Genomic DNA, 17,486 nt, shown 5'->3' with positions numbered 1-17,486 from the left:
GTATGCCGTGGTAAAGATATGCCTAAGAAAAAATAAAGTCCGTTAGATTCAATCTAACGGACTTTATTAAAACCAGATGAGGTTTAAGACTTAACGCTATTTATCCATGTGTAGAACAGTACGGATAGACTCACCTTTGTGCATTAGTTCGAATGCTTCGTTTACGTCATCTAGACCCATAGTATGAGTGATGAACTCTTGTAGTCCGAACTCACCTGCCATGTAACGGTTTACGATTTCTGGAAGCTCTGAGCGGCCTTTAACACCACCGAAAGCAGAACCACGCCATACACGACCAGTTACTAGTTGGAACGGACGAGTTGAGATCTCTTGACCCGCGCCAGCAACACCAATCACAACTGATTCACCCCAACCTTTGTGGCAGCACTCTAGTGCTTGACGCATCACGTTTACGTTACCGATACATTCGAATGAGTAATCAACACCACCGTCTGTCATCTCAACGATAACGTCTTGGATTGGCTTGTCGTAGTTCATTGGGTTGATGCAGTCAGTCGCGCCTAGTTGTTTCGCTAGCTCGAATTTGCTCTCGTTGATATCAACACCGATGATTTTGCTTGCACCAGCCATACGAGCACCGATGATTGCAGAAAGACCGATACCGCCTAGGCCGAATACAGCAACTGTGTCGCCTTTTTCAACTTTAGCTGTGTTCAGTACCGCACCCATACCAGTAGTTACGCCACAACCTAGAAGACAAACTTCCTCAAGAGGTGCTTCTTTGTTTACTTTCGCTAATGAGATTTCTGGAAGTACAGTGTACTCAGAGAAAGTAGAACAACCCATGTAGTGGAAGATTGGCTCACCGTTGATAGAGAAACGGCTTGTGCCATCTGGCATTAGGCCTTTACCTTGAGTTTCACGAACCGCCTGACAAAGGTTAGTTTTACCAGACTTACAGAATTTACATTCGCCACACTCAGCTGTGTAAAGTGGGATAACGTGGTCGCCAACTTCAACGCTTGTTACGCCTTCGCCGATCATTTCAACGATACCGCCACCTTCGTGACCAAGGATAGAAGGGAAGATGCCTTCTGGATCGTCACCTGAAAGAGTGAATGCGTCAGTGTGACAAACACCAGTAGCAACGATACGAACAAGTACTTCGCCAGCCTTTGGCAGTTCAACGTCAACCGTTTCACGCTTTAGCGGCTCACCTGCTTTCCAAGCAACCATAGCTTTAGATTGGATATGAGTTTGACCAGGTTTAATTTCGATAGTCATGTGATATTTCCTATATTAGTCAGTCAATGTTGAGCTTATTTGTTATCGCTCTCTCGTTTTGTTGGGGCTAGTATAGGTAGGGATATCAATTTTGATAATCCCCTATTTTTGGAAATGATTATTACGTATTGGTAATAATGAATCGAGAAAGCTAAGTTCATCACCTACACAATAGAAAATGGCTCTAATGTAGATGATGAAAGTATCCAGTAAATTTAGTCGTTTTCGATCGATTTCAGCACTTTACATGGATTGCCCACTGCAACCACATTGGCTGGGATGTCTTTGGTCACCACACTTCCAGCGCCAATCACGCTGTTTTCACCAATGGTGACACCGGGGCAAATAATCACACCACCACCAAGCCAAACATTGTCGCCAATGGTAATCGGAGTACCGAACTCAACGCCGTCTTCAACTCGGCCTTTCACATCTAATGGATGGCCTGCTGTAAGGATTTGTACATTAGGGCCAAGCAGCACATTGTCACCAATGGTGACTTCAGCCACATCCAAAATCACGCAGTTAAAGTTAGCGTAGAAGTTCTTGCCCAACTTGATGTTTGAGCCGTAATCACAGCGAAATGGTGGCTCTAAATGCGCATTTTCACAGCCAGGAATGAGCTCTTGGGTTGCCGCTTTCCATTCAGACGTATCAGGAATACTGTTGTTGAGTTTTTGGAGTACCTTACGACACTCAATTCGAGCTGAATAAAGCTCTTCATCCCAAGCCTGATATGGTTCACCTGCTAGCATTTTTTGTTTTTCTGTTTTCACGTTACTTACCTATTTTCACATTACTTACCGTTAAAATGGTCAATTCATCGACCAAAGAACGCAATATCGCATATCTTTAACTCTCATAATAAGCACGCTTTAAAGAGGATTTCTGAGATGCGCTGCCAGTCACGATTTGTAGTGTTCGGCCAATTTAAATTGCTTCTAAACCAAGCAAGAAACATAGATAGTGCCAATAAAAAAGCCTTTGCTATCAAGCAAAGGCCGGTTTAATTCAGTGCGTTGCACGCGGCTTAGATACGCTGGGCTACCGAGTCGCGAATTACCAAGCTACCAGTCGTACTCAATGCTTCTGCTTGCTTTGTCTCACCAACAATTCGAAGTATCGCCTTTTGCGTCATTTGTTCGAGTGGCACACTCACAGAGGTTAAGCTTGGCGTTAGAAATTCGCCCACTTTACTGTTATCAAAGCCAACAATAGAGATGTCTTTAGGTAATGAGTAACCCAGCTCTGTTAACGCCTTAATCGCGCCAATCGCCATGTCATCGTTTTCAGACAAGATCGCAGTGAAGCTTGCTTTGCTTTCCACTAAAGCTTGCGCGGCACGGTAACCACTCTCCATTGTCCAATCGCCCTGAACGATATTAAGTTCATTCACTGCAATACCGTGCTTGGTTAACACATCTTGATAAGCTTGGTAACGCTGTTCATCGGTCGACGAGCCTGCTTTACCACGAATTACCGCAATGTCTGCATGACCCTGCTCGATGATATGTTCAACCATCAAACAAGCACTTTGATAATGATCGGTGGTAATTGCGTGATTGGGCTTCGACGGCATTTCACGATTGAGCACCAGAATCGGTGTATCCGTGTTTTCGATGATCTGAGTAATCTCGCTTTCCGTTAAGCATTGCGGATAGATGATGATACCCGCGCATTTCATATCAAGTAAGAAATTGATCGCCTTCCTTTCATCTTCGGCGCTGTGTTTACCATCGGTGATCACCAGTTGGTGATTCGATTTTTCGCTATAAGATGCTGCGTGATACATCAAGGAAGAGAAGTAAGGGCCGTTGAACAGCTCATTAGTGATAACAAAGCCGATGAAGTTGGTCTTCTTGGTCGCCAATTGCTGAGCTAACAGGTTTGGTCGATAGCCTGTTTCTTGAATCGCATCAAATACCTTTTTCACCACATCTGGGCGTACGATATTCTTGCCGTTTAAGACACGAGAAACCGTCGACTTAGATACGCCTGCGCGGTTCGCGACATCAAGCATTGTCACCATTTGCTTCTTTTCCTCATATAAAAAATTAGCCGACATAAGCCGACTAATTTAATGCTAATTCATATTGCGCGTATCTTTATATTACATAGGACGACGCAGTAAGAGGCATTCTAAATAGTGGCACCGTTAGATGCAATCACGCCTTTATACCACTCGAACGACTTCTTACGTTTGCGATCTAAAGAACCAGATTGATCGTTGTGCTTATCTACATAAATGAATCCGTAGCGCTTTTTCATCTCACCGGTGGTGAATGACACCAAATCAATACAGCCCCAAGGGGTGTAGCCCATCAAGTCAACGCCATCAATCGCAACGGCTTTTTTCATCTCTTTGATATGGCCACCAAGGTAAGCGATGCGGTAGTCATCATTGATGCTGCCATCATCTTCAATCGTATCAACAGCGCCAAAGCCATTCTCAACGATAAATAGCGGCACTTCGTAACGCTCATACAAAGAAGCTAAACAGAAACGCAGACCTGTTGGGTCAATAGGCCAGCCCCAATCACTTGATTGGATGAACGGGTTATCAACCGAGTTTTCATGACCGCCGTCCATCGCTTCTTCAGTCGACTGATGCGAAGAAGAATCCAAAGTATTCGACATGTAGTAACTAAAGCCTAAGTAATCAGCCTTACCTTCTTTCAAGATTTGCTCATCTTCAGGCTGCATTTCAATATTAAAGCCTTTGATAGCCCAATCACGCTTGGCGTAACTTGGGTAGTGACCACGAACCATCACATCCGAGAAGAAGTAACGATCACGCATCGCTTGCTGCGCCACCATAATGTCTTCTGGCTTTGAAGAACGAGGGTAGAAAGGCACCATCGCACACATAGCACCGATCTGAAGGTCTGGATTAATCTCGTGACCTTTCTTAACCACCAACGCACTAGCGATAAACTGGTGATGAACCGCTTGGTACATGGCCTCTTGCGGCTTTTCACATTGTGGGAACTTCACACCAGAGCACAACCAGCCAAAGATATCCGCCGAGGTGTTCATCTGGTTATTGATCTCGTTAAACGTCATCCAGTACTTCACTTTATGCTGATAACGCTCCATCACCGTGGTTGAGTACTTAACAAAGAAGTCAATCACTTTGCGATTCATCCAGCCACCGTATTCTTTGGCTAGATGGTAAGGCATTTCAAAGTGGCTCAGCGTCACGACTGGCTGAATATCGTATTTCAACAGCTCATCGAACAGATCATCATAAAACGCTAAACCCGCTTCACACGGCTCGGCTTCATCGCCATTTGGGAAAATACGCGTCCACGCGATGCTGGTGCGGAAACACTTAAAGCCCATCTCAGCGAATAACTTAATGTCTTCTTTGTAGCGATGGTAGAAATCAACCGCCACTTGGTTTGGGTAGTTTTCACCGTCGATCACGCCATCGGTGATTCGACGTTGGACACCATGCGCGCCTGCCGTTAATACATCAACGACACTCACACCTTTACCATTAGCATCCCAGCCGCCTTCTAACTGATGTGCTGCAACCGCACCACCCCATAAAAAATCGTTTGGAAATTCGTTATTCATACCATTACTCACTAAAAGTTATTCGTGAAAAGAAGAAGACTAGAGAAGCAATCACGACTCTGAAACCGATTTCAGTTTGTAATTACGATACAGATTGAAACCGGTTTCAGCAATAGCCAGTTGATCTTTTTTTGATCGAAAACCCATTAAGCCGATCCAGTTCTGAACAACATCACACGTAGCAGTAAAACCAACTCAAAAGGTAACTCTGTAAGATTTAACCCCCATTCGAAATAAAGAGTGTGTTCTGACTCACACTCATATCCCCTTCCCTCCCTAAAATGGCAATCGTTTCCTTCACTGACATGAGCACACTATGAAAAACCTAAAACTAAAGCCGTTATGCTTTGCGGTCTCCGTATTAGCCACCGTGGCATCAATGCCAACCTTAGCTGAAATAAAAGAGATCACCCTGCTTCATACCAACGATATTGAAAGTGTTTACGACCCTGTGGATGCATTCTGGAATGACGACATTGAGCTGATTGGCGGTATCCCTTACTTGGCAACCTTGATCAAAAACGTTCAGGCTGAAGAAGGAACCAGCTTCCTATTAGACGCCGGTGATATTTATACGGGTGCACTCTCTAAAAAGTCGAAAGGGAAACTGCCTTTCGACCTTTATAACTCAATGGGTTATGACGTAATTACACTGGGTAATCATGAATTTGAATACGGTTGGGAATCCTTGGTAGAGACCATGCCTCGTGCCAGTTTCCCTGTGCTCAACGCGAACATCTTCCATGAAGCTTCTGACTCAATGTTTGCTCAGCCATACACAATCATTGAACGTGATGGCGTTAAAATCGGCGTGATTGGTGTCATGGGAATAGATGCGTTCTACAACACAATGTGGAAAGGAAACCGTAAAGGGTTAACCATCAAAGACCCGACAGAAATCGCTCAAAAATGGGCTGATAAGATCCGCGATGATGTCGACATGATCGTCGTACTGACGCACCAAAACAAGACAGCTCCAATGCAAACGGACAAAGAAGCCGATCCAGAAGTTCAACGTGGATTTGATGAAGATTACGAAATGGCAGGCAAGCTTAAGGGAGTGGATGTCATCTTCGGTGGTCACTCGGATAATGGCTTGATCGAACCTGTTGTTCACCCAAAAACCGGCACAGTTATCGGCTTAACCTTTGGTCAAGGCATGCACCTTGGCTACACAAAATTTACTGTCGATACCGAAAAGCATGATGTCAAATTCTTAGGTGGTAAGTTGATCCCTGTTGAGTCAGCCAAACTCAAACGCGACGATGCAACTTACGCGTTAATTCAAAAAGTACGTAATGGTAATCCTGCTCTGGCCGATCAACTCGCCACTATTGATAAAGCGGCTTCACGCCGTTACTACCGAGAATCAAATATTGGTAACCTTGTCGCTGATTTAATGAAAGAATCCGGTCGAGCTGATATTGCAATGATCAGCTCAGGAAGCATTCGCGTTGACTTAAATCCCGGAGTTGTCACTCGTGAAAATGTGATGAATCTTTTCCCATTTACTGACACACTCACCGTAGTTGAACTGACTGGCAAAAATGTCAAAGAGCTGCTTGAATACAGTTACACGCTACCTTATGGCCTCGCACAATTTTCTGGAATTAAAGCAACTTACGACAGCACGCACCCAGAAGGTAAGCGCCTAGCGAGTTTGGAAGTCAACGGCCATCCGATATCCGACACGCAAAAGTACAAGGTTGCCACCTACTCCTATGCTGCCAGTGGCGGTGATGGTTACACGATGTTCAACAAAGGAAAAATGCTGTCAAATGGCGAATCTGTCACTACAGTACTTATTGATGGTTTCCAGAAAAATAAAGTCATCACCGTTCCAGAATTGGGTCGCCAAGTCGATTTGAGCCGCCAACAATAAACACGGCTGATATCAAAGTATAAACATCAGGGATTAGTAAGCATCGTACCCGTGAGAACTCAATTTAATTGCTGCAAAAGCTACGGTTGTAAAAACCTTGCGAACCCTGATTTAAGTCTTTACCAACGCAGCGTTCAGCTGGGTTTCGAGTCTTATAAATGCCCTCTATGTGGGGCATTTACCCCTATCCTTGAAAATGAACCGATCCTGCTTTTAAGCAAACAAATTGAGGATGACCAACTCCGGCTACCCAATGTTGAATGTCCGTCCTGCCAGACTCACACCCGAACACACGCTTATGGATACACAAAAATTGGCACACCACGCATCAAGTGTCAGCAATGTGCATCAGTTTTTGGCTTGCTAAATCCCCACAAAACCAGTGCTACATTGCAGCCCTTGCTTGACCTATTAATTGAAGGAGTTTTACCTCAAGAACTTTTACAAAAATCTCAGCTCAACAATAAGCTCTTCTATGCGCGCTTAAAAAAGTTGGGGCTATTGCTACACCAAATCAATCGGTTGCTAATACAACAGTATCTCAGCGATACCGAAGGTGGCGTTGCATTTTATACCGCTAGTGCCTCTTCTTTATCTCGTTCAGGAAAAGGGGGAAGCCTGAAATGCTGGAATCTATCAACAACAGAGAGTCGCTATGGATTTCATATTTTGAATACCGATAATCTGTATATCAATAACGATCAGAGCAGCCAGATTGGGCGTTATTACTTAGATACAGTCGAAACCACGGCTGAATGTTTAGATGATCCTTTCAAAACCGTTCAATCTACATACGACAGGATTTTCGCTAGAAGTAAATTTGATGAACTCGGCTACGCACATCAAACGCAATGTCAGTCGAACGAAGGAAGCATACTACGACCAGTTTATGCCGCGCACGCTCACTGGATAAGCCTATCCAAAATGTTACCTAAGCATCATTCGTTCGATTTTTTCCTAGAACATGAGAGTTTCATTCGCGGTGGTGCCATCACCAATCTAACTCCCGAAATATGCACTGGTCGTTTTAATCTCTATTATTTGTACGCAAAAAAAACGACCAACATTTCACCTTCCATTCAGCACAAAAACATTGGTTGGTGGGGCGAGACTTGGTCGACATTAACTAAGCAATATCCAAGTGGGTGTTGGAACATAACCTTTTGCGCGCTAACAGCTAACAAGCAACCAAACCTAGAATTCAATGGAACCGAATGGCACCAAGATTACCAAAGGTTACTCAATCAATGGTTGCCAAACCGCTATCAGAAAATACTCTCGCACCACATGTCTAAGCATTGGCGAGAGGTATTTACCTATCTATACAACTTCACCTATTGCTCGAATAGAAGCTCACACTTTCCCGACTTCGACTTTACCTCCATCAATGACATCGTAACCTTACTCAACACCTTTGCTACGCTCGACCCCACCAAAAGATAAACGAGCACTCCTGTTTGACCCGTCTACTAGTGTAGGCTTTACACTTATTCCTCAATCAACAACGAGGTGTGTCATGTCTATCAACCGTTCCTTTTCAGTGCCTCTGCCACTGCTGTCATTTTTTAACTCTCTATCAGACCCAGCAAAAGGAATTACACTCGCTTTAATCTCAAACGCTCTGTTTATTTTAGTCGGCGTTATTGTGCGAGAGCTCAGCCAGACTATCGATATTTTCCAAATATTGCTGTTTCGTCAGCTGGTTTTTGTCACCTTATTGATGCCATCGATCGTCAGCAACATAGATGCGATGCTCAACCCTAAAATGGTGTCGATGCATGTATGGCGTGTCACCGGAGCATTCATCGCACTGTACTTCAGCTTCTTAACCGTCAGTAATATTCCGTTTGCCGATGCAACCGCATTAGGATTTCTGAAGGTGTTGTTCGTGGCGGTCATTTCCCGCATGTTTCTACAAGAAAACGTAGGTTGGGCTCGCATGACGACGATCTTAGTTGGCTTTACTGGAGTGATGTTAGTCGTACAACCGACCTTAGAAAGTGAATCTCTTTTCTATGTTGGAACAGGATTAGTCGCAGCATTAGGTGCTGCTATTACGGTTATCTGTGTGAGGAAGATGGCGAATGTAGAATCGAAAACCGTTGTATTGGCCTACCAAGCCATCTTTGTTGGCGCTGTTGCGTTAATCCCAGCGATCATCGAATGGCAATGGCCAACATGGTCTGAACTGGCTCTGCTGATGTTGGTGGGTGTGATCTCGTCCATCGGCCAATGGTTTGGCGTGACAGCCTACAAATGGGGAGAAGCTAACGTGGTATCTAATGTTGAATATTCGCAGATGATCTACTCAATGATTCTTGGTTACTTGTTATTCGCTGAATTGCCGAATTCGCTCGCAATTATTGGCGCTACAATCATCATTTTGAGCGCAGTGATGCCTTTTATTCTCAAAGTAAAAAGTAGAGGCTAATCAGTTAGAAACCGGTTACGACAAAACTCAAAGCTTATAGTTATAAAATTTGTAACTATAAGCTTTGTACGGCTATACAAAGAAGGTAACAAGAACAGATCAAGCCTTACACATGCTCTAACTGAATCAAGCGCGAGTAGACATCATCACTCTTCTTCAGCAATTCAGCGTAGCGCAGAAACTTAAAATCGGTATAACCTTGATAAAATGCCAAGATCATTGGGTTTGAGAGCAGCTCGAACAAATTACACGTCGTATAGATGCGCTTATTTTTAACGAATAGCACCCCCGTATTAGAGTCATCGATAAATTGGGCGAATGAGTGGTCCAATACAGGGAGTGTAATCTCAATACCACAGTAGTCGTGGGACATATATCTAATAATGTCATACCTTACTTTTTGGTTTTGAGAACCTATGCTAATGATATATTCAGTATTTCTAACAATGTGACCAACTAACAAGTTAGCAGAGAAATACAGTATAAACTCTACTTTCCCACCTGCGACATCATAGTAACAAGCTGATTCTAACTTTTCTTTATACACTCTTTGGTGATAGTCGAATATCTTTTCACGCTCTCGACTCTCCAAGGTATCTATTGATTTCTTAGCAATATGATCAATTGTTAACCTATATCCATTATCATTGTGAATGAGTGGGTTCTTATAATTATCTATTTTTTTTATTTTTAGAATTTCATCAGGGCTATAGCTATAGTCACACAAGAAAAAATTTGCAATACATACTCTTTTTAACAAACTCGGAGATCTCTTCTGAGATTCCCATAAACTGATCATTGATTGCGTCACATCTTGAAATGAGATGTGTGACAAGGAAAGTACGTCGACCAAATCTTTCTGTGAATAGTTATTTTTTACTCTATGATATTTTAGTGCCTTTCCGAATTCATTTTTACTGAACAATGGTTAATCCTTGGCTATTTTCAAGAAAAACAAATTTATCGTTGTTCATTTTAAACATAGTGTATTATATCAATAAACTCCTATCACCGATAAATCGCGGTTATTCCAGATACACTCAATGACATACCAACAGCCTACTGGAGCAAAATTCTTTTAACTGTTCTATGTTAATCGCCTGACTAAAAATAAAGCCCTGAACACATTGAAAATTCATATTCTCGGCCATCATCAAGGTATTATTATCTTCGACACCTTCCGCGACCGTATATATTCCATGAGCATTAAAGGCAGAAACCAATAACATGACAATTTTTCTTACAATAGAATAGTTAGAATTTAATATAGAACGATCAAATTTCACTTAATCTATGTAGAAATCAAGGAGTTTATCTAAGTTTGAATGCTCAATTCCAAAATCATCTAACGATATCTTAGATCCAATCAGCCTGATTTCATTTATTTTACAAATAAATAAAGCATTATTTATCCTTCTATCTTTCTCACTAAGTTCTATAATTATTTTTGCATAAGGGAATGAGTGTTTGTTACAGACTTCTTTTATTTCTTGGGCGATATCATTGCTTAAAATATCTGAGCATTTTAAGTTAATAGATATTGTCATGTTCCCATCAACCCTCAACACGTCACTAATCGATTGATTTATAATGAACTTAAACAATGTATTATTCATACCCATCGAGTAGACCGCGTCCATAAACTCTTGAGGGTAAAGAACATCGCCATTGACTAGCTTTAATCTAGCTAGACATTCTACTCCAACAACGTCACCAGTTTTTATATCGATCTTAGGTTGATAATGCAATTCGTAATTAGAATTAATAATTGCATCCTTAATTAAAGAATTCATAGATTTACCTCATTGCTGGCTCTATACATTAGGCTTAATCCTCTTCATTTTACATTTCACTTTTTATAAAAATAAATGCGAATGAAATAAACGCCTGAAATCTATAAATTCTCGACTAAAAATAAGTAGCTAAAAAGTCATCTATTGGATAATTACTAATGGAGTATAGGGTGTTTAATTTCAATTCTATCAGTAGAAAATAGGGGGGGGGATGTTAAGAGCGGGATTGATGATAATCGTCAAATACTTTATCTGATTTATATAGCCGTTATTTCTAATAGTTTTGATTTAAATAGCAATAGGTTATATTTTAATTTTCTTACGATTTTTGAATAGTAGTTTACATAGCGTTTATCATAGCTATATTGATTCTGACCAATAAAAATATTAACACCAGCATCTTTAAGCTCATTGAGTTTAAGAAACAAAACATTATCACTTTCATTTGTTGGTGAACTGTCCAATTGAAGCGTAATAGAGCTCGTTGAAAAACCATAATTATCACAGTGTACTCGAATAGATGTTGCAAGATCATACGATAGTATATCCTGCCTTTTCACCGATATGAAAATACATAATGATGTATTTATATCTCTTAAGTGCTTGGTTGACTCCTGTAGAGTAAACAAGAACATTTCGTAGTTTCTATGTGTCGAATAAATATTTTCTATGAAAAAATTGGAGCTGAGCGTAATACCATTCTCTACCTTGAACCTTGGTTGGCATTCAATACCGATCACCTTTCCAGTTTTATTTTCTAACTTTGGCTTATAATACAGTTCATAACTTTCACTAAAAATCATAACAACAGAAATAATCCTTATTTATTAAGCTTCCATGTAAAGCCTATTAAATACTTATTCTATTGGTGGTTACGTTGAGATGCGATGTCATCTTCAACAAGAAGTTGTGAATATGACATATCTTTATAAATTTATTTTTAAGGGAATGTTAGAAAGGGAGAATAGCCCGATACGTAAACCACGTTCCTTAGGCTAGATATAAAAATGTCATTATATCTCAGCGAAATCTCAATGCTGTTCAAAATACTGATCATGTTGTGATTTGCCAGAATGGTCTTGGCTTCCAGGGTAGAACTGTACGAGTGTCTGATCGGCTAGTGTAAGGTGAATCCAGCCTTCTTTGACTCTCAGCCAATTAGTGCCGTTTGTCTCATAGACGCTAGGAAATTTACCCCAGCCAGACTCAGTAACCTGTAGCTCTTGGAAGCGGTCAATCGGTGGTAGTTGATTACTTTCGAAGTTAGCTTCGCTATAAACAAACAAAGGTTCAATGGCATCGTTTGGCTTAAACGTATAACAGCTCACAGACTCTGATGTGCGATCAAACCATTGGTAGGGCTGTGCTCCTGTGAGATCATAAACCATGCAGTCATTGAATTTAAGAGCCCACTCTTGATGAGCTTTAAAGCCGAGATACCCTACTGGCTGTGATGGTTCAGGCTTCAAGTCAGTATCTGGTTCATAAACCGATTCTGAGGTAGCACATCCCATAAGCCCAAGACCAAAAAGAAAAGTCAAAGCGTGCTTCATCATTGTCATACCTCAGTTCCATTCGTAGATGAGTAACTCAATTAAGTCTCTACATTAAACGGTAAGTTCCAATCGATTACCATCAGGATCGAGTACACAACTCTCATAATAGCCATCTCCAGTTCTTCTTGGGCCATCTAAGCGTTCATAACCATCTTCAACCAAACGTTTAGTGAGTTCATCCACCGCTTGCTCTGATCCTAGAGAAATTGCCATATGAATGAATCCAGTAAACTGATCATAGAGGTCATCTTTCGATTCAGGAACTGAGTCCATTTCCATGATCTCTAGACGACTTCCTGTTTCAAAAGAGAGGAAGTATGAAGAGAAACCTTTGGTTGGGTTATGGTATTTTGAGTTCGATGTCGCGCCGAAATAGTCTTCATAAAATCGTTTCAACACTTCGAGTTGTTTGGTCCAAATTGCGATGTGTTCAATCTTCATTTTGTTCACCTAAGTTTGATGTATAACGCTAGATTACTCATCAAATCAGGATCAATAAACAGAACGAAATCAATCAAATCTATTCCTATTTAAGAGCTCGAACCTATACCGACAGTTGCCAATGTTAAGATCTAAGTTTGTGTAATACATAGCTTTGATTCATAGTCGGTGTTTTACATCTTCAGAGGTTCATGCTGTGAGCTTTATAAAACTAATTATCCTCGCTGCGATATGGGGTGGTTCATTTCTTTTCATGAGAATCGCAGCCAACCCTTTAGGCCCAGCAGTCCTAATTGAAGCGCGAGTTCTGTGCGCAGCAGTTACCCTACTCTTGGTTTCTTTTTATCTGAAAAGGAAGCTCTCTTTTAATACTCATTCGAAACACTTTTTCATTCTTGGCTTGTTTAACACCGCGCTTCCTTTTTTGTGTTTCGCTTATGCAGCTCAAACTTTGAATGCTTCAACCCTTGCGATTTTGAACTCTACGGCACCGATATGGGCGGCAATCATTGGTGCGATATGGACGAAAACCGCACTTGAAAGAAAGGTATTACTTGGATTAGGTATTGGGGTAACTGGTGTAGGCGTGTTAGTTGGTTGGGATGCGATAAACATCGGCCAAGAAGCCATTGTTCCTATTTTTGCCGCGGTAATGGCCGCATTTAGCTACGGTATCGCCTCTAACTACACTAAAACAGCACCAAAAGTTGAAGCCTTCAATAACGCCCATGGCAGCATGTGGGCAGCCGTATTACTCGTGTTGCCGTTCGTCTTCTTTTTTCCGATAAGAGAAGCACCCGACCTCACAATCACAACATCGGTTATCTTGTTGGGTGCGATTTGTACTGGATTAGCGTACCTACTGTATTTCAATCTCATCTCTGAACTCGGCGCACCTTCGGCACTCTCGGTAACTTTCTTAGTCCCGGTTTTTGGTATCCTTTGGGGTAGTTTGTTCCTAGACGAAGTAATCGGCATTAATACCATTGTCGGATCTATTCTAGTTATCACTGGCACCATGTTAGTCACTGGCTTATCCCCTGTTCAGATGATTAAGAATGCGCGCCAAAAGCGAAAACGAAAAGCGGAATAAGCAGATACAGAAACGGCCTCATTTAGAGGCCGTTTTTACATACGTATCTTTTGAATTCAGCTGATCTCAGACTTCTTCATATATTGTTGGATCTTATCTCTTAACCACTGATGAGCCGCATTCAAATCGGTTCTTTTATGCCAGATCATATATTGCTGCATAGGTAGAACCTCGAATGGCTGATCTAGCACCTGAAGCTGGAAGGGTTTTGCAAACTGATTGGCAAAATCACGCGACGTACTGCCGACACATTCAGAGCCCGACACCAACACACACATCGTCATTAGCGAGTCACACTCTGCGCTGACCTTTCTTTGCTTAAGTGGAGATTTGGTAAAGTATTCCGCCGTATACAAGCGAGTACGACGCATGCGAAAAGTAACGTGCTTTTCGTTGTAATACTGCTCTTCTGTCACCGAGCCATTAATTCTTGGGTGCCCCTTTCTGGCAATGAGCACCAGCTCATCTTCAATCACAGGTTGTTTCATGTATCCATTGACTTGCGGATAATGAATATCGATCGCTAAGTCCGCTTGCTGCATGCTCAAACTTTGCAGTAAGTCTTCTTCATTATTCGGCACCATATTGAACTCGATTGAGATGTTTCCCAAGGTTTCATCTTGCTCAACAAGGGGTTGAAGTTTGGTTAGGCCGATCTCGTTAACCAGAACTCGAAACACGTGATGCTGCTGATTATCAAACTGCTTTAAGGTGCTGACCGCGCTCGTAATTCCCTCTAACGCGGGCTCTACTCGGCTTGCCAGTTGTACGGCAGCATTGGTAGGCGTGATCCCTCGCCCTTCGCGAATAAAAAGGTCAGTATCAAGTTGAGATTGCAATCGCTTCAATGCTCCGCTGACCCCTGGTTGAGTCATCCCAAGAGATTCTGATGCTAAGGTGATCGACTTTAATCGATACACTTCCAAAAACACGCTCAATAGATTCAGGTCTAACTTTTCAACATCACTCACGGCCACTCTCCATGTTCGCTGCGGTCGTATTGAACATACGACAAGGTTTAGTTTTCAATATCTCACTTTATACAAGCACAACACATAACAGTTCGTGATGTGTTAAATAAAGCTTACTTTATTTTTTGCTATATGTGTTAGTCATACAATCTCCTCATCGAAACGAAACCCGAATTGAAGAGGCTCCAATGACAACTGCACGCACATTCAAAAACGCATCACTGTTCCTTGCAATTTCTCTCGCATTTCCATCTATTGCAGCGAACCACGACCATGCTCATTTTAGCGAGATTGGTGACCAAGGTGGCAAAGACGCGACAGAGATGACGGCACAAGCAAACCAAGAGTTCGCAAAAACACTTAACTTTGCCGACACTCGTGCCTTCGACAATAACAACAAAGGTCTTATTGCGAGCTTCGACCAAGAAACGGGCGACATCATTCGCAATAGCTTTAACTTCATCGAACCTAGTGTTTCAAACGCAGACAAAGCGCCAGATTCAGTCAACCCATCGTTATGGCGACAAGCGGTATTGAACCAAGCTGCAGAAGGTTTATATGAAGTTGTTCCGGGTAAGGTTTATCAGGTCCGCGGCGCCGATTTAGCTTCGATTTCTTTCATCCGTACTGACAATGGCTGGATCGCTTATGACGTTCTACTAACCAAAGAAGCAGCAGAGAAGTCACTGAATTTCTTCCAAAATAATGTTCCTGATGGTGGCAATTTACCAATCGTTGCGATGATCTATTCGCACTCACACGCCGATCACTTCGGTGGTGCCCGCGCAATTAAAGACGCGTACCCAGATGTAAAAGTGTATGGCTCAAAGAACATCACTAAAGAAATCGTAGATGAAAACGTGTTAGCGGGGAATGCGATGTCTCGCCGTACCGCTTATCAATATGGTGCAACACTGAATCGCCATGAACACGGTATTGTCGATGCTGCGCTGGCAAAAGGCTTATCGACGGGTAGCATTACCTACGTATTGCCAGACTACGAACTGAATCACAACGAAGAAATTGAAACTCTGGTTATCGACGGTTTAGAGCTGCAATTTATGGATGCATCGGGCACTGAAGCAGCCTCTGAGATGGTGACTTATATCCCGAGCATGAAAGCACTATGGACGGGTGAACTGACTTACCAAGGTATGCACAACCTGTATACCCTACGCGGCGCGAAAGTTCGTGATGGTTTGAAGTGGTCTAAGAAAATCAACGAAATGCTAGTGACTTGGGGGGAAGAAACCGAAGTGTTGTTTGCTTCTCACTCATCGCCAATTTGGGGTGAACAAGAGATCTCTGATTACCTAAAAATGCAGCGTGACGCTTACGGCTTTACTCATAACCAAACGCTTCGCTTAGCCAATAACGGCGTGGTTCTGCAAGACATTGGTGATGAGATCTACAAAGTAATGCCAGACAGCATTCAACAATCTTGGCACACCAATGGTTACCACGGTACTTACTCGCACAATGCTCGCGCTGTGTACAACATGTACCTTGGCTACTTTGATATGAATCCAGCCAACCTTAACCCACTGCAAGTGAAGCCAGAATCGGTCAAGTTTGTTGAGTACATGGGTGGCAGCGATTCGGTAATTGAAAAAGCGCAACAAGACTTCCAAGAAGGTGAATACCGCTTCGTTGCGACAGCACTGAACAAGGTGATTCAAGCTGAGCCAGACAACAAAGTTGCACGTGGCCTATTGGCAGATACTTACGAACAGTTAGGTTACCAATCAGAAGGTGCAGGTTGGAGAAACATCTACCTAACCGGTGCTCAGGAGCTTCGCATTGGCACACAACCGGGCGCACCAAAAACCGCGTCACCGGACGTACTGGCTAACATGACCATCGAAAACCTACTTGATTACTTAGCAGTAAAAGTGGATTCGCTAAAAGCGCAAGAAACACCATTTACCATGAATATTCAGCTGCCTGACGTGAAAGAGTTCTACTACGTAGAGATGTCGAACGGCAACCTGAACAACATTCAAGTTTCAGAGCTGCAAGATGCGGATACGACACTGATCATCAATAAGTCTGACGTGTCTGACATCGTGCTGAAGAAAACAACACTCAATAAACTGTTAGAAGATGGCCAAGCAGGCGTGAAAGGTGACAAATCATCTCTGAACAAACTGTTGTCTTCACTGACTGAAGCTGACACCTCGTTTGAGATTGTACCTCGCCCGAATAAAGGCGAAGAGGTGGATGCCGAGCTATACCAAGATTCATCGGTACACGCTCATTAAGCGATAAAGCGATAACAGCGTCAAACAAAGCCTAAAAAGGCAAGATGGCTATTAACGATAAAGCCTCAACCGATTCGATTGGTTGAGGCTTCTTTGGTTATTCAAAGTGACCAACCACTCTTCCAACAGCATTAATTACAACATGGCACAAAATGGTAAAACCTCCGTTCCCATACTTTTTATAGTACGTACACCAGGTACTTACCACAAAGCGGGACATAACCGCTTAAATAT

General features: G+C 42.4%; 14 protein-coding genes and 1 pseudogene. 5 read left to right on the top strand and 10 right to left on the bottom strand.

The features are described from left to right. Window positions 1-96: 96 nt before the first annotated feature. From IHV80_RS17895 to IHV80_RS17880, 4 genes are all read right to left on the bottom strand, one after another. Window positions 97-1,245, bottom strand: a complete 1,149-nt coding sequence (locus IHV80_RS17895) for an S-(hydroxymethyl)glutathione dehydrogenase/class III alcohol dehydrogenase (protein ID WP_146491086.1) — start codon at window positions 1,243-1,245, stop codon at window positions 97-99. A 215-nt stretch (window positions 1,246-1,460) separates the two neighbouring features. After that, the gene (locus IHV80_RS17890) at window positions 1,461-2,021 is read right to left on the bottom strand and encodes a sugar O-acetyltransferase (RefSeq protein ID WP_192891696.1); all 561 of its coding nucleotides are present in this window, start codon (window positions 2,019-2,021) and stop codon (window positions 1,461-1,463) included. A 254-nt stretch (window positions 2,022-2,275) separates the two neighbouring features. After that, window positions 2,276-3,274, bottom strand: a complete 999-nt coding sequence (locus IHV80_RS17885; RefSeq protein WP_192891695.1) for a LacI family DNA-binding transcriptional regulator — start codon at window positions 3,272-3,274, stop codon at window positions 2,276-2,278. 110 nt (window positions 3,275-3,384) lie between these two features. Further along, window positions 3,385-4,824, bottom strand: a complete 1,440-nt coding sequence (locus IHV80_RS17880; RefSeq protein WP_192891694.1) for a 6-phospho-beta-glucosidase — start codon at window positions 4,822-4,824, stop codon at window positions 3,385-3,387. Between the two features lie 316 nt (window positions 4,825-5,140). Here IHV80_RS17880 and IHV80_RS17875 point away from each other — a divergent pair, with 316 nt between their 5' ends. From IHV80_RS17875 to IHV80_RS17865, 3 genes are all read left to right on the top strand, one after another. After that, a complete protein-coding gene (locus tag IHV80_RS17875; protein ID WP_192891693.1) occupies window positions 5,141-6,706 on the top strand; it encodes a bifunctional metallophosphatase/5'-nucleotidase in 1,566 nt (521 codons plus the stop codon). Between the two features lie 51 nt (window positions 6,707-6,757). After that, complete coding sequence (locus IHV80_RS17870) at window positions 6,758-8,149, top strand: hypothetical protein (RefSeq protein WP_192891692.1); 1,392 nt, start codon at window positions 6,758-6,760, stop codon at window positions 8,147-8,149. 73 nt (window positions 8,150-8,222) lie between these two features. Beyond that, a complete protein-coding gene (locus IHV80_RS17865) occupies window positions 8,223-9,137 on the top strand; it encodes a DMT family transporter (protein WP_192891691.1) in 915 nt (304 codons plus the stop codon). 106 nt (window positions 9,138-9,243) lie between these two features. Here IHV80_RS17865 and IHV80_RS17860 read toward each other — a convergent pair whose 3' ends face one another. From IHV80_RS17860 to IHV80_RS17835, 5 genes and pseudogenes are all read right to left on the bottom strand, one after another. Next, entirely contained in the window at window positions 9,244-10,062 is an 819-nt protein-coding gene (locus IHV80_RS17860; RefSeq protein WP_192891690.1) for a helix-turn-helix domain-containing protein, read from the bottom strand. Window positions 10,063-10,177: 115 nt separating this feature from the next. Continuing rightward, window positions 10,178-10,930 (bottom strand): annotated as a pseudogene (locus IHV80_RS17850) (EAL domain-containing protein). Between the two features lie 257 nt (window positions 10,931-11,187). After that, window positions 11,188-11,733 carry an EAL domain-containing protein gene (locus tag IHV80_RS25475; RefSeq protein ID WP_192891687.1) on the bottom strand — a complete coding sequence of 182 codons (546 nt, stop codon included), beginning with the start codon at window positions 11,731-11,733 and terminating at the stop codon, window positions 11,188-11,190. 228 nt (window positions 11,734-11,961) lie between these two features. Next, window positions 11,962-12,486 carry a hypothetical protein gene (locus IHV80_RS17840; protein ID WP_192892164.1) on the bottom strand — a complete coding sequence of 175 codons (525 nt, stop codon included), beginning with the start codon at window positions 12,484-12,486 and terminating at the stop codon, window positions 11,962-11,964. A 51-nt stretch (window positions 12,487-12,537) separates the two neighbouring features. Continuing rightward, entirely contained in the window at window positions 12,538-12,927 is a 390-nt protein-coding gene (locus IHV80_RS17835; protein ID WP_192891686.1) for a VOC family protein, read from the bottom strand. Window positions 12,928-13,180: 253 nt separating this feature from the next. Here IHV80_RS17835 and IHV80_RS17830 point away from each other — a divergent pair, with 253 nt between their 5' ends. Then, a complete protein-coding gene (locus IHV80_RS17830) occupies window positions 13,181-14,020 on the top strand; it encodes a DMT family transporter (RefSeq protein ID WP_404818365.1) in 840 nt (279 codons plus the stop codon). 56 nt (window positions 14,021-14,076) lie between these two features. Here the strand turns inward: IHV80_RS17830 and IHV80_RS17825 are convergent, their stop codons facing one another. Continuing rightward, a complete protein-coding gene (locus IHV80_RS17825; protein ID WP_192891684.1) occupies window positions 14,077-14,991 on the bottom strand; it encodes a LysR family transcriptional regulator in 915 nt (304 codons plus the stop codon). 188 nt (window positions 14,992-15,179) lie between these two features. Here IHV80_RS17825 and IHV80_RS17820 point away from each other — a divergent pair, with 188 nt between their 5' ends. Next, window positions 15,180-17,252: an alkyl/aryl-sulfatase gene (locus tag IHV80_RS17820; protein WP_192891683.1), complete on the top strand. Its 2,073-nt coding sequence runs from the start codon at window positions 15,180-15,182 to the stop codon at window positions 17,250-17,252. Window positions 17,253-17,486: the final 234 nt, after the last annotated feature.

Origin of the sequence: Vibrio bathopelagicus, from assembly GCF_014879975.1 — a bacterium.
GTDB classification, from domain to species: domain Bacteria; phylum Pseudomonadota; class Gammaproteobacteria; order Enterobacterales; family Vibrionaceae; genus Vibrio; species Vibrio bathopelagicus.
Note: the sequence above shows the minus strand (reverse complement) of the source record. Positions and strands in the feature narration are given on the sequence as shown.

Coding starts and splice junctions, on each gene's coding strand:
- IHV80_RS17895 (WP_146491086.1), bottom strand. CDS start 1,245: ATGACTATCGAAATTAAACCTGGTCAAACTCATATCCAATCTAAAGCT.
- IHV80_RS17885 (WP_192891695.1), bottom strand. CDS start 3,274: ATGGTGACAATGCTTGATGTCGCGAACCGCGCAGGCGTATCTAAGTCG.
- IHV80_RS17880 (WP_192891694.1), bottom strand. CDS start 4,824: ATGAATAACGAATTTCCAAACGATTTTTTATGGGGTGGTGCGGTTGCA.
- IHV80_RS17875 (WP_192891693.1), top strand. CDS start 5,141: ATGAAAAACCTAAAACTAAAGCCGTTATGCTTTGCGGTCTCCGTATTA.
- IHV80_RS17865 (WP_192891691.1), top strand. CDS start 8,223: ATGTCTATCAACCGTTCCTTTTCAGTGCCTCTGCCACTGCTGTCATTT.
- IHV80_RS25475 (WP_192891687.1), bottom strand. CDS start 11,733: ATGATTTTTAGTGAAAGTTATGAACTGTATTATAAGCCAAAGTTAGAA.
- IHV80_RS17840 (WP_192892164.1), bottom strand. CDS start 12,486: ATGATGAAGCACGCTTTGACTTTTCTTTTTGGTCTTGGGCTTATGGGA.
- IHV80_RS17835 (WP_192891686.1), bottom strand. CDS start 12,927: ATGAAGATTGAACACATCGCAATTTGGACCAAACAACTCGAAGTGTTG.
- IHV80_RS17830 (WP_404818365.1), top strand. CDS start 13,181: ATGAGAATCGCAGCCAACCCTTTAGGCCCAGCAGTCCTAATTGAAGCG.
- IHV80_RS17820 (WP_192891683.1), top strand. CDS start 15,180: ATGACAACTGCACGCACATTCAAAAACGCATCACTGTTCCTTGCAATT.